This window comes from Streptomyces sp. NPDC003691 (assembly GCF_053981115.1).
On the sequence record NZ_JBSFNQ010000023.1, the window covers coordinates 16,282 to 28,882 of the forward strand.

Here is a 12,601-nt window from a genome sequence, read left to right on the forward strand (position 1 = left end):
CCGCCGCCATGAGCAGCACCGCCCCCGCCGATCCCGCCGCGCCCGTCATCGCCGTCACCGGGGCCTCCGGGCGGCTCGGCGGCCGGGTCGCCAAGGGGCTCGCGGACCGCGGGACGGCGGTCCGGCTGGTGGGGCGGGACCCCGGACGGCTGCCGCGGCTGGCGGGGTGCAGCACCGCGGGGATCGCGTCGTACGGCGACGAGGAGGGCATGCGCCGGGCCTGCAAGGGCGTCGGGACGCTGTTCCTGGTCTCCGGGCACGAGGACCCGGGCCGGGTCCGGGAGCACCAGATCGCGGTGGACTCGGCGCTGGCGGCCGGGGTGGAGCGGGTGGTGTACGTGTCGTTCCTGGGCGCCTCCCCGAAGGCGACGTTCACCTTCGCCCGCGACCACTGGTACACCGAGGAGTACATCCGCGCCTCGTCCCTGCGGTACACCTTCCTGCGGGACAGCTTCTACCAGGAGGGCCTGGCCGGGATGGCGGGCGCCGACGGGGTGATCCGGGGTCCGGCGGGGCAGGGCCGGGTGTCGGCGGTCTCCCTGGACGATGTGGCGGACGCGGCCGTCTCCGTACTCCTCGGCGAGGGGCACGACAGTGCCGTGTACGACCTCACCGGCCCGTCGGCGCTCACCCTGGCGCAGGCCGCGGAGCAGCTCTCGCGGTTCTCCGGCCGTACGGTGACCTACGTACCGGAGAACCACGACGAGGCGTACGAATCCCGCTCCTCCTTCGGCGCCCCGGAGTGGGAGGTCGAGGGCTGGGTCAGCTCCTACGAGGCGATCGCGGCGGGCGAGCAGGCCCTGGTCTCGGACGCCGTGCCCCGGCTGACGGGACGCCCGGCGCAGTCGTTCGCGGAGTTCCTGGAGGCCCGTCCGGAGACGTACGCCCATCTGCGCTTCTGACGCCGCGCCGCGCGGGGGACCTCCGTCAGCGGAGGTGGTAGCCCTTCAGATCGGTGATCCGGACATAGCCGAGCCGCTGGTAGAGGGCATTGCTGGTGGGGTTCGCCGGGTCGGTGTAGAGGACCACGTCGGTGGCGCCCCCGGCCAGCGCGGCCCTGCTGATCTCGGCCGTCACGGCGGCCGCGTAGCCGCGGCCCCGGAGCGGGGCCGGGGTGTAGACGGGGTCCACCCGGACCATGCCCGCGACCATCGTGGTCGCCGCGGCGATAGAGGCGGGGGTGCCGTCGGGGGTCTCCCAGAAGGTGTAGTGCCGGTCCCCGAAGCGGGTTCCCGCCCAGGTGGCGGCGGTCGGGACGGGGGTCTCCCCGACGGTCTCGCAGAACTCGGCGCACATCCGGATCACCTCGCCGAGGTCCTCTTCGCCCGCGCGGCGGCCCCGGCCCTCCGGCCGCGGATCCGGCGGGACGAGGGTGCCGAGACGGTAGAGGTGCCACCGCTGGAACAGCTCCGGCACCGCGCCGGTGCGGCGCTGCCATGCCTCGGCGAAGGCGGTCGCGGTGGTGTCCTCGGCGACGACACCGGCGACGGTACGGCCGAGGCCGTGCAGACGGGCGGCGAGGGCATCGGCCTGCTCCGGGGAGAGGGGGGTGAGGCCGAGCCGGTTGGACGGGGGGAGATAGAAGACCGCGTTCACGCCGTCGACCGTGTCCGCGCCTTCCTCGCCATCCGCGCCGTCCGCGTCGGGGGCGCTTTCCAGCCTGCCGAGGAGGGTCGGGCCGGCGGCGGGCGCGCCGTCGGCCGGTTTCCGCAGTTTTTCGAGCGTGGTGAGCGGGGTGTTGTGGAGGGCGGGACGGGACCGCAGAAAGTCCCCGGCCCGGTCCAGGAAGGCGTCGACGTCCTCGGTGAGCTGCCAGTTCGCTGAGTGCATGCTGCATGGTCGCCGAAGTGGGCGGGCGGCGCAGGGAGTTATCGGGAGGGCCGTCCCGCCCCGGTCCTGCCCTGCCCCGGCTGCCCGCCTCAGCTCCGGACGCCCGCCCGCCACACCTCCCGGACCAGCGGAACCCCCGGCCGGTACGCCAGATGGACATGGCTGGGCGCGTCGAGAAGGACCAGATCGGCGCGGGCCCCGACGGCGACCCGCCCGATGTCGGTACGGCGCAGGGCCGCCGCGCCGCCCGCGGTGGCGGACCAGAGCGCCTCGTCGGGCGTCATCCCCATGTCCCGTACCGCCAGGGCGATACAGAACGGCATGGACGAGGTGAACGACGAACCGGGGTTGCAGTCCGTGGAGAGCGCGACCGTGGCGCCCGCGTCCAGCAGCCTGCGGGCGTCCGGCCAGACGGCGCGGGTGGAGAACTCGGCGCCGGGCAGCAGGGTGGCGACCGTCGTACCGCTCGCGCTCGCCAGGGCGTCGACATCGGCGTCCGACAGGTGGGTGCAGTGGTCGGCGCTGGCGGCCGCCAGCTCCACCGCGAGCTGTACGCCGGGTCCGTGGCCGAGCTGATTGGCGTGCACCCGGGGGACCAGGCCCTTCGCCGCCCCCGCGGTGAGCACGGCCCGGGCCTGGTCGCCGTCGAAGGCGCCCTTCTCGCAGAAGACGTCCACCCAGCGGGCGTACGGCGCGCAGGCGTCCAGCATCGGGCCGGTGACCAGGTCGACGTAGCCCGCGGGGTCGTCGGCGTACTCGGGGGCGACGATATGCGCGCCCAGATAGGTCGTCTCGTCGGTGTGCCGGGCCGCGATCCGCAGGGCGCGGGCCTCGTCCTCGACGGTGAGGCCGTAGCCGGACTTGGTTTCGAAGGTGGTGGTGCCCTGGCGCAGGGCCTCGGCGAGATAGCGGGTGACATTGGCTTCGAGCGCGGCGTCGGAGGCGGCGCGGGTCGCGGCGACGGTGGTCCGGATGCCGCCCGCGCGGTAGGGGCGGCCGGACATCCGGGCGTTGAACTCGGCGGTGCGGTCGCCCGCGAAGACGAGATGCGAGTGGGAGTCGACGAACCCGGGGAGTGCGGCCCGGCCCCCGGCGTCGTACCGCTCGTCGGCCGCGGGCGCCCGGTCCGCCGGACCGGCCCAGACGAACCGGTCCCCGGCGATGACGACGGCCGCGTCGTGGACCAGCCCGAGGGGCGTGTCGTCGGCACCGGTGCCGGGGTCGTTGGTGACGAGGCTGCCGATGTTGGTGACGAGGGTGGTGGGCGCGGGGACGGTGGGAGCGGGGCTCATGGTGCGGCTCCGGTGCTGGGGAGGGGACGGGAGTGGTTCACGAGTGGCGGTACGGCGACGGGGGCGGCCGGTACCGCTTCGGACCGGTGCGGGGACACGGGCGCCACCGGCATCAGGCCGTCACCGCCGCGATCGTCCGGGCCAGCTCCTCCGCGGTGTCCGGCACGGTCAGGTGGACTCCCCCGGCGACCACGGTACGGCCGCCGACCACCACGTCCCGGACGTCCGCCGCCGTCGCCGCGAAGACGACCGCCTCGGCGGCGAGCCGCGGTACCGGACCGGCCGTCCGTACGGTGTCGAGCGCGACGGCCGTGAAGTCGGCGGGCGCCCCGGGCTCCAGCCGGCCCGCGCCGGGGCGGCCGAGGGCGGCGTGCCCGTCCCCGGTGGCGGCCCGCAGCAGGGCGGCGGCCGTCCAGTGGCCGCGGGTACGGGTCCGCAGCCGCTCGTCCAGCTCCATCGCCCGGGCCTCTTCGAGGATGTCGATCACGGCGTGGCTGTCACTGCCGAGGCTCAGCGGGCAGCCCGCGCGGCCGAGGGCGGCGGCCGGGCCGATGCCGTCGGCGAGGTCGCGTTCGGTGGTGGGGCACATGCAGACGCCCGCGCCGGACGCGCCGAGGATCCGGATGTCGTCATCGGTGAGATGGGTGGCATGGACGGCGGTGGCGGTGGGTTTCCAGAAGCCGTGGCGGTCGAGGAGGGCGGTGGGGGTGACGCCGTGGACCGCGAGACAGGCCTCGTTCTCGGCGGGCTGTTCGGAGAGGTGGACATGGACGGGTACGCCGTCGGTGCGTTCGGCGAAGGCCGCCCAGCCGTCGCTCTCGGCGAAGGCGCGGACCGAGTGGACGGCGGCGCCGACGGTGACGCGGTCGCCGTCCGCCCGCTCCCGGAGCCGGGTCCACCGCTCGTACCAGGCATCGGCCGAACCGTCGCCGAAGCGGATCTGGGGGCCTTCGAGGGGCCGGTGGCCGCCCGCGGTGAGGCCGCCGTGGAGATAGACGGTGTCGAGGAGGGTGATCCGTACGCCCGCGTCCCGGGCGGCTTCGGTCAGCGCCTCGCCCATGGCGTTGGGGTCGGCGTACGGGGTGCCGTCGGGGCCGTGGTGGAGATAGTGGAACTCGCCGACCGCGGTGATGCCCGCGAGCGCCATCTCCGCGTACACCGCGCGGGCGAGGGCGTGGTAGCTGTCGGGGGTGAGCCGGGCCGCGACCCGGTACATGACCTCGCGCCAGGTCCAGAAGGTGCCGGAGCCGACCTGGACGGTGCCGCGCAGGGCCCGGTGGAAGGCGTGGGAGTGGGTGTTGGCGAGCCCGGGGAGGGTGAGCCCGCCGAGCCGTACGGCGCCGGGCGGCGGGGCGTCGAATCCGGTCCGTACGGCGCTGATCAGCCCGTCGGCCCCGGTGTCGAGGACGACGCCGGGCTCGGCGCGGTCCCCGAGCCAGGCGTACTCGGCCCAGAAGGTCCGGCTGCCCTCCGCGGCGGTCAGCGGCTCCCGCATGCCAGCCCCTCCAGTACGTCCGCCAGGGCCAGCACTCCGGCCGTGCAGTCGTCCTCGGACGCCGTCTCCGCCGGGGAGTGGGAGACACCGGTCGGGTTGCGGACGAACAGCATCGCCGTCGGGACGGCGCCGGAGAGGATGCCCGCGTCATGGCCCGCGCCGGTGCCGAGGACCGGTACGGAGCCGCCGAGGAGTGCGGCGAGTTCGTCGCGCAGGGTGTGGGCGAACTCCACCACCGGGGTGAAGGACTCCCGTACCAGCGTCACATCGACACGGTCGCGGGCGGCCCGCTCCCGGGCCGCGGCCTCCACGGCGGCCACCACCTCGTCCAGTACCTGCGGATCGGCCGCCCGGGCGTCCAGCCAGCCGCGGACCAGGGACGGGATGGCGTTGACGCCGTTCGGTTCGACCAGGACCCGGCCGAAGGTCGCCACGGCGCCGGTCCGTTCGGCCTCGCGGCGGGCGGCCAGCACGGTCTCCGCGAAGCCCGGCATGGGGTCGCGGCGGTCGGCGATCCGGGTGGTGCCCGCATGGTTGGCTTCGCCCGCGAAATCGAAGCGCCAGCGGCCGTGCGGCCAGATCGCGGAGGCGAGGCCGATGCGGTGGCCGGTGAGGTCGAGGGCGCGGCCCTGCTCGATGTGGAGTTCGACGAAGGCGCCGATCCGGGCGAGCCGCGCGGGGTCGGGGCCGATGGCCGAGGGGTCGTATCCGGCGTGCTCCATGGCCTCGGGCAGGGTCACCCCGTCCGCGTCCGTCAGCCGGTACGCGGCCTCCTTGGTGAGGGCCCCGGCGGTGAGCCGGGAGCCGACGCAGGCCAGCCCGAAGCGGGCGCCCTCCTCGTCGCCGAAGTTCACGATCCCGACGGGGCGGCGGAAGGCGGCGCCCCGGGAGCGGAGTTCGTCGAGGGCGGCGAAGGCGGAGACCACGCCGAGGGGGCCGTCGAAGGCGCCGCCGTCCGGTACGGAGTCGAGGTGGGAGCCGGTGACCACGGCGTTCCCGGCGGCGGGGTCGCCCAGCCAGGCCCACTGGTTGCCGTTGCGGTCGGTCTCGTAGGCGAGTCCGCGTGCCTCGGCCTGCTCCTGGAACCAGGTACGGCAGTCGGCGTCGGCGCCGGTCCAGGCGTGCCGCCGGTAGCCGCCGGTGCGGGCGGAGCGGCCGACGGGGGCCAGCTCCTTCCACATGGTGTGGAAGGAGGGGCCGACGGGGGCGGCGGGGGCCGTCATGCGCGGGCCTCCCGGCCGGCGGCGGGGACGGTACCGGGAGCCGTCTCCGCCGGTCGCCCGGGGCCGTCCGCACCCACCGCACCGGAGCCGTCCGCGCCCGCCGGTCGCCCGAGACCTTCGCGCATCGGGATCCGTACCCCCCGCTCCCGCGCGACCGTCTCCGCCGTCTCGTACCCGGCGTCGACATGGCGGATGACGCCCATGCCCGGGTCGTTCGTCAGCACCCGCCGGATCTTCTCCCCGGCCAGCGGGGTGCCGTCGGCGACCGTGACCTGGCCCGCGTGGAGGGAGCGGCCCATCCCGACGCCGCCGCCGTGGTGAATGGAGACCCAGGAGGCGCCGGAGGCCACATTGACCATGGCGTTCAGCAGCGGCCAGTCGGCGATGGCGTCGGAGCCGTCGAGCATGGCCTCCGTCTCGCGGTACGGGGAGGCCACCGAACCGCAGTCCAGGTGGTCGCGCCCGATGACGACCGGCGCGGCCAGTTCGCCGCTCGCGACCATGTCGTTGAAGCGTTCACCGGCGCGGTCGCGCTCGCCCTGGCCCAGCCAGCAGATCCGGGCGGGCAGCCCCTGGAAGCGGACGCGTTCGCCCGCGAGCCGGATCCACCGGGCGAGGGACTCGTTCTCCGGGAACAGGTCGAGGACCGCCCGGTCGGTCTTCGCGATATCGGCGGGGTCGCCGGAGAGCGCGGCCCAGCGGAAGGGCCCCTTGCCCTCGCAGAACAGCGGCCGGATATAGGCCGGTACGAAGCCGGGGAAGTCGAAGGCCCGTCCGTATCCGGCGAGTTTCGCCTCGCCCCGGATGGAGTTGCCGTAGTCGAAGACCTCGGCGCCCGCGTCCTGGAAGCCGACCATCGCCTCGACATGCCGGGCCATGGACTCCCGGGCCCGCTCGGTGAATCCGGCCGGGTCCTTCGCGGCCGCCGTCGCCATCTCGTCGAAGTCCATCCCGGCGGGCAGATAGGCGAGGGGGTCGTGGGCCGAGGTCTGGTCGGTGACGATATCGACCGGCGCGCCCTCGGCCAGCAGCCGCGGCAGCAGTTCGGCGGCATTGCCGAGGAGGCCGACGGAGAGCGGGCGGCGGGCGTCCCGCGCCTCGACGGCGAGCCGCAGGGCGTGTTCCACGGAGTCGGCGCGGATATCGAGATAGCGGTGCTCGATCCGGCGTTCGATGGCGCGCGGGTCGCAGTCGATGCAGATGGCGACGCCGTCGTTCATGGTGACGGCGAGCGGCTGGGCGCCGCCCATACCGCCGAGTCCGGCGGTGAGGGTGATGGTCCCGGCCAGGCTGCCGCCGAAGCGTTTGGCGGCGACGGCGGCAAAGGTCTCGTACGTGCCCTGGAGGATGCCCTGCGTGCCGATGTAGATCCACGAACCCGCGGTCATCTGGCCGTACATGGTGAGCCCGAGGGCTTCGAGCCGGCGGAACTCCTCCCAGGTGGCCCAGTCCCCGACCAGGTTGGAGTTGGCGATCAGGACCCGCGGGGCCCATTCGTGGGTCTGCATCACACCGACCGGCCGGCCGGACTGGACGAGCATCGTCTCGTCGGCCTTGAGGGTGGTCAGGGTGCGGGCCATCGCGTCGAAGGAGCGCCAGTCGCGGGCCGCCTTGCCGGTGCCGCCGTAGACGACGAGCCGGTCGGGGTGTTCGGCGACTTCGGGGTCGAGGTTGTTGTGGAGCATGCGCAGGGCGGCCTCCTGCGGCCAGCCCGGGGTGGTGAGCCGCGGGCCGCGCGGGGCGCGAACGGGCCGGGGCCCGGGCTCGGATCCGGGTGCGGCTCCTGACATGGTGTGCCCTCCTTGCTCCGGCGGCCTCGGACCGGTCCGCGGGCGCGCGAGCGCACCACCGGCCCCGACTCGAACTATTCACATCCTGATCCGATGAATAGGGCTAGTCAACACTCGCGTCCGGGCGGCGGAAAATGGTTGGCTGAACCACATGACTCTCGAAGGACGTGAACGTGCCCGCCGCCGGGACGCGGCGGTGCGCGCCGCCGTCGAGCAGGGGCTGCTCGACGGGGACCAGGTGGTCGCCGCACTGCTGGACACCACCGGAATACGCAGTTCCGCTGCTGCGCTGCGCGCCGCCTTCGAGGCGGTGACGGATGCGCCGGTGCTGCACGCCTTTGCCGTGAAGGCAGCGCCGCTCGTGCCCGTACTGGCGCTGCTGAACGCCGAGGGCATCGGCGCGGAGGTGGCCAGCCCCGGCGAACTCGCCCTGGCCCGGGCGGCCGGGATCCCGCCCGAGCGGATCGTGCTGGACTCCCCCGCCAAGACCGGGGGCGAGCTGCGCGAGGCGCTGGAGCTGGGGATCGCGCTCAACGCCGACAACGTGCAGGAAGTGGCGCGGCTGGACGCACTGGTGGGCGGCGGCCCCCCGGGCGCCGGGGCTTCGGGAGACGGAACTTCGGGGGCCGCCGGGACCGGCGCCGTACCGCCGCTGGGGCTGCGGGTGAACGCGCAGGTCGGCGCGGGCGCGATCGGCGCGCTGTCGACGGCGACCGCGACCTCCAAATTCGGTTTCGCGCTCCGCGACAAGGGCGCCCGCAAGGAACTCGTCCGGCTCTGCCTGGACCGGCCGTGGCTCACCCGGCTGCACACCCACTCCGGTTCGCAGGGCGTGCCCATGGAGCGGATGACGGCGGGCGTACGGGAGGTGTACGAGCTGGCCGAGGAGATCAACACGGCGGCCGGGCGACAGCAGATCGACACCATCGACATCGGCGGCGGACTGCCGGTGAACTTCGGCTCCGACGAGGACACGCCGTCGTTCGGGGAGTACGCCCGCCTGCTGAAGGCGGAGGTCCCCGGACTACTGGACGGGCGGTACGGCATCGTCACCGAGTTCGGCCGGTCGCTGCTGGCCAAGCACGGGCTGATCCTCGCCCGGGTCGAGTACGCGAAGGAGTCCGGCGGCCGTCCGATCGCGCTGACCCACGCGGGAGTTCAGGTCGCCACCAGGACCGTGTACGACCCGGAGTCCTGGCCGCTGCGGATCGCCGCGTACGACGGCACGGGCCGGCCGAAGACGGGACCGGACGTGGTGCAGGACGTGGCGGGCCCGGCCTGCTTCGCGGGCGACCTGCTGGCGCAGGGGCGGGCGCTGCCGCCGCTGGCGGCCGGGGACGTGGTCGCGGCGCTGGACACCGGGGCGTACTACTTCTCCAACCACTACGGCTACAACAGCCTGCCGCGGCCCGGGGTGTACGGCTTCCGGGAGACCGGCCCGGAGGGGCGGGTGTCGTTCGCCGCCGTACGGGAAGCACAGACGGTGGCGGAGATCGTCGCGGAGTCGGGCGGGGCGCTGCGGGGCGCGCTGCTGTAGCGGGGGCCGGGCCCGGAAGGGGGCGACGGGCGATCCGGGGGCGGGCACTCTACCCGCCGCCCGGCAAGTTCCGTTGGAAAATGCCACAACTTCTGCCGGGAGCAACCACGTTGCGTAGTCTTCTCGTCACTGCCGTGCCGTTGCGCGCGGACCCGCGCGCGGGGAGGAGGCGACTGGTGGCGGCCGAGGAGAACGTGCTCGACGAACTCAGACGGCTGAGGCGGTGCGTGCCGCAGCTCACCGGAGTCCTCGCGGCCGGCACCAACGGCCTGGTGCTCGGGGCCGACGCGGGGAACCCGGAAGGGGTGGCCGCGCTGACCGCCGCCGCACACGGGGTCTGCGTACGGCTCACCGAGGCGGGCGGACAGGGCCGGTTCCAGGACATGCTGGTCCGCGGGGAGCGGGGGTACGTGGCGACCTACGCGGCGGGCTCGTCCGCCGTACTGACCCTGCTGGCGGGGCCGCGGGTCAATATCGACCGGCTCCACCGGGAGGCCCGCCGCTCCGGCGCCCGGATCGGCGACCTGCTCGACGGCCGCCCGCGACGCGCGTACCCGGGCTCATGACGGCCGGCGGCGGGCTCGGCGGCCGCCGGGCCGACTGGACGGACCCCCGCTACGGCGAACTCGCGGACCATGTGGACCGGGAGATCACCCGCGCGTTCCGCCGCCACGACCGGACCCCGTGCCCGGAGTGCGGCGCGCTCGGCGTCCATGTCCTGGTGACGGACGGCACCCGCGGCCCGGTCTCGGTGCCGTGCCTGGCGTGCTGAACGGCTCCGCCGGGGGTGCGGGCGCCCCGGGGCGCGGCGGGTGAGACCGGCGCCCGCCCCGCCCGGCACCTCGCGGGTGCCCGCACCCCGGGGCGCCGCATCCCCCACCCGCGGAGCGCTCAGCGGCGCTTCGGCGCGGTCCGCCTGCGGGCGCCGCCCGGGGCCGCGTCGCCCGCGGCGATGCCCGTCGTACGGAAGCCCTTCACCTGCTTGCCGACCGGACCGCGGGCCGTCCAGTCCGTACGGATCCAGAGCAGGGTCTCCGTATCGCGCTCCCGGCGGCCCAGCCAGAGCGCCTTCGCCCAGAGCCCCGCACCGGCACCCGCCAGCAGCAGGCCCAGCGCGCCGGGCAGTACGAAGGAGCTGACGACCGCCGCGGCGAAGGCCCCCAGCAGCCACCAGCGCAGGGCGCGGCGGCGCACCTTCAGCGTCACGGCACGGTCCTGGAGGACATCGGAGCGCCCCGCGCGGGTCGCCGCGTCCGCGAAGTGGGTGTAGCGGCCGCGGCGTACGACGGAGACCACCGCCAGGGCGATCAGGAAGAGCGCCGCCCCGGTCAGCAGCCCGATCCGGCGGCCGGTCAGCCCCGGCACCAGCCCGCCGACGGCCGCGCCCAGCAGCCCCAGCCACCACAGGGGCGCCGCGCCCGCCCGTACGACCACTGCCACCCTCGCCAGCGACTGCGCCCCGCGTCCCACGCCGTACTCCTTCCGCTTCCGCCACTGCTTCCACCGCTGCCGTGCCCCGTTCTGCGGGGGAGGTTAGCGGTGGTTTCTGAGCGCTGCCTGAGAACGGCGGATCACCCCTTATGCCCCTTCCGGCCTTTGCGACCCTTCCGGCCGGTCCGCTCCGGAGCTACTCCGCAAAGAGGGAGCGTGCCGCCGCCCCGGCGTCGAACTCCTCCAACCGCGCCTGCGCGTCCGGCAGTTCGTCGCACATGGCCTCCAGGAGCACCCGGCCCAGCAACATCGGGGCGCAGGCCGTGTCGAAGGAGAGGCCGGTGCCCACGGCGGCGGGGATCAGCACCTCGCTGACCGCGGCGACCGGCGCGAACGCGGAGTCCGCGACGGTGACGACGGTCAGCCCGGCGGCGCGGGCGTACCGCAGGGCGTCCACCACCTCGCGGGGGTGGCGGGGCAGTGCGAAGCAGAGCAGGGCGGTGGCACCCGCCCGGCGGGCATGGTCGATCCGGTCGGCGAGCAGCGAGCCGCCCTCGTCGAGGAGGCGGACATCGGGATGGACCTTGGCCGCGAAGTAAGCGAAACCGCGGGCCTGCGCGGCGGCGGCCCGGAGGCCGAGGACGGGCAGCGGGCGGGAGGCGGCGAGCAGCCCGGCGGCGCGCACCACGGGCGCCGGGTCGGCGAGGAGTTCACCGAGGTGCCGCAGGTTCTCGATCTCGGCCCGGACCGCCTGCTGGTACTCGTTGAGGGAGTCCCCGGCGGGCCCGGGGCCACCGGCCGGGACGGCCTCCCGCAGATATCTGCGCAGCGCCGGGTAGCCGTCGAAGCCGAGCGCGACGGCGAACCGGGTGACCGAGGGCTGGCTGACCCCGGCGACCTCGGCCAGCTCCACGCTGGACAGGAAGGGCACATCGGCGGCGCGCCGGACCATGCTGTGGGCGATCCGGCGCTGGGTGGGGGTGAGCCGGTGCCCCTCGAAGAGCTGCTGCAGCTTCGCGGCGGGGCTGTCCGTCATGCCGTGGTCCTCGTCTTCCGCTCGTCCCGGGCTGGTCCCGCGCTCCCCCGCGCTCGTCCCGGGCCGGTCCCGGGCCGGTCCCGGGCCGGTCCCGGGCTGATCCTTCGCTCGTCCCGGGCCGGTCCCGGGGTCGTCCGGTGCTCGTTCCGTGCTCGTCCCGGGGGCCGCGGAGCCACCCGTCTATTCAGCCACACCCTGCTCTGCATGACCATATGCAGCACCGGGGGGCCGGTCGGGCGGCCCGGGCGATGCCGGTGGGTGCCGGTGGGTGCCGGGCAGCGCCGGTTGACGGACCTTCCGACAGCCCGCCCGGCACTCCTCCCCGCGCCCTCCCGTCGCCCTCCTCTCGCCCTCCCGGCAGCCCGCCCTGAAGAACGGGGGGTAACCCCAATGACGGAGGTGGAGCGGAACCGTAGCGTGGAGGTATGGAAGCCCGCGATCCAGAGCTGAAGAGAGAACTCGACGCGACGTTGCACGCGCGCCGCGACCTGGGCGAGGAGTACGAGTCCGCGCTCGTCGACTCGTTCCTGGAGAAGGTGGAGCAGCGCGTGGACGGCACGGTGGACCGCCGCGTCCGCAGACAACTGGCCGAGCAGCAGATGGTGGTGGCGCGCGGCGCCCGCCCCCAGCAGCCGGTGGACTCCAATTTCGGCGAGCGGTTCGGCTTCGGCATCATCTCGATGATCCTGGCGATCCCGCTGACCGCGATAGGTGTGGTCAACGCCGGATTCAAGGGTCTGGTGGTGGCCTGGCTGGGCATCGTCGGGGTCAACTTCGTCCATGCGGCCCGGGGCTTCCCGTGGCGCCGCCGGGCGGAGGCCGGCAAGGGCCGGGACGGTTCGGGCTCCGACTGGGAGATATGACCGGCACCCGGCGGGATCCGGCCGACACCGACACCGGGGAGGCCTGACCGCCACCGCCCCGGCACCCGGCGGGTTCCGGGCACGCCTGCTTCCGGACCGCGCTC

The 12,601-nt window shown here is 74.7% G+C and carries 12 protein-coding genes; 5 read left to right on the forward strand and 7 right to left on the reverse strand.

The window, feature by feature from the left end; all coding sequences use genetic code 11:
* Positions 1-8: 8 nt before the first annotated feature.
* The gene (locus tag ACWDR0_RS13960; protein WP_456351899.1) at positions 9-902 is read left to right on the forward strand and encodes an SDR family oxidoreductase; all 894 of its coding nucleotides are present in this window, start codon (positions 9-11) and stop codon (positions 900-902) included.
* Between the two features lie 25 nt (positions 903-927).
* Here the strand turns inward: ACWDR0_RS13960 and ACWDR0_RS13965 are convergent, their stop codons facing one another.
* The 5 genes from ACWDR0_RS13965 to hutU form a co-directional block, all read right to left on the reverse strand.
* Positions 928-1,830 carry a GNAT family N-acetyltransferase gene (locus ACWDR0_RS13965; RefSeq protein WP_456351900.1) on the reverse strand — a complete coding sequence of 301 codons (903 nt, stop codon included), beginning with the start codon at positions 1,828-1,830 and terminating at the stop codon, positions 928-930.
* A gap of 89 nt (positions 1,831-1,919) precedes the next feature.
* Positions 1,920-3,122 (reverse strand): imidazolonepropionase, encoded by a 1,203-nt coding sequence (gene hutI, locus ACWDR0_RS13970; protein WP_456351901.1) that lies wholly within the window; start codon positions 3,120-3,122, stop codon positions 1,920-1,922.
* A 112-nt stretch (positions 3,123-3,234) separates the two neighbouring features.
* The gene (locus tag ACWDR0_RS13975) at positions 3,235-4,617 is read right to left on the reverse strand and encodes a formimidoylglutamate deiminase (RefSeq protein ID WP_456351902.1); all 1,383 of its coding nucleotides are present in this window, start codon (positions 4,615-4,617) and stop codon (positions 3,235-3,237) included.
* The gene (locus ACWDR0_RS13980; RefSeq protein ID WP_456351903.1) at positions 4,602-5,840 is read right to left on the reverse strand and encodes an allantoate amidohydrolase; all 1,239 of its coding nucleotides are present in this window, start codon (positions 5,838-5,840) and stop codon (positions 4,602-4,604) included. Before ACWDR0_RS13980 ends, ACWDR0_RS13975 begins: the two co-directional genes overlap by 16 nt.
* The gene (gene hutU / locus ACWDR0_RS13985) at positions 5,837-7,630 is read right to left on the reverse strand and encodes a urocanate hydratase (RefSeq protein WP_456351904.1); all 1,794 of its coding nucleotides are present in this window, start codon (positions 7,628-7,630) and stop codon (positions 5,837-5,839) included. Before hutU ends, ACWDR0_RS13980 begins: the two co-directional genes overlap by 4 nt.
* Positions 7,631-7,781: 151 nt before the next feature.
* On the opposite strand from hutU, the gene ACWDR0_RS13990 reads away from it, so the two are divergent.
* From ACWDR0_RS13990 to ACWDR0_RS14000, 3 genes are all read left to right on the forward strand, one after another.
* The gene (locus ACWDR0_RS13990; protein WP_456351905.1) at positions 7,782-9,167 is read left to right on the forward strand and encodes a diaminopimelate decarboxylase; all 1,386 of its coding nucleotides are present in this window, start codon (positions 7,782-7,784) and stop codon (positions 9,165-9,167) included.
* A 176-nt stretch (positions 9,168-9,343) separates the two neighbouring features.
* Positions 9,344-9,733, forward strand: coding sequence for a roadblock/LC7 domain-containing protein (locus ACWDR0_RS13995; RefSeq protein WP_456351906.1), 390 nt, complete (start codon positions 9,344-9,346; stop codon positions 9,731-9,733).
* A complete protein-coding gene (locus ACWDR0_RS14000) occupies positions 9,730-9,939 on the forward strand; it encodes a hypothetical protein (protein ID WP_456351907.1) in 210 nt (69 codons plus the stop codon). Before ACWDR0_RS13995 ends, ACWDR0_RS14000 begins: the two co-directional genes overlap by 4 nt.
* A gap of 119 nt (positions 9,940-10,058) precedes the next feature.
* Here ACWDR0_RS14000 and ACWDR0_RS14005 read toward each other — a convergent pair whose 3' ends face one another.
* Positions 10,059-10,637 carry a hypothetical protein gene (locus ACWDR0_RS14005; RefSeq protein ID WP_456351908.1) on the reverse strand — a complete coding sequence of 193 codons (579 nt, stop codon included), beginning with the start codon at positions 10,635-10,637 and terminating at the stop codon, positions 10,059-10,061.
* Between the two features lie 157 nt (positions 10,638-10,794).
* A complete protein-coding gene (locus ACWDR0_RS14010; RefSeq protein ID WP_456351909.1) occupies positions 10,795-11,634 on the reverse strand; it encodes a MurR/RpiR family transcriptional regulator in 840 nt (279 codons plus the stop codon).
* 425 nt (positions 11,635-12,059) lie between these two features.
* On the opposite strand from ACWDR0_RS14010, the gene ACWDR0_RS14015 reads away from it, so the two are divergent.
* Entirely contained in the window at positions 12,060-12,497 is a 438-nt protein-coding gene (locus tag ACWDR0_RS14015) for a hypothetical protein (RefSeq protein ID WP_456351910.1), read from the forward strand.
* The last annotated feature ends 104 nt before the right edge of the window (positions 12,498-12,601 follow it).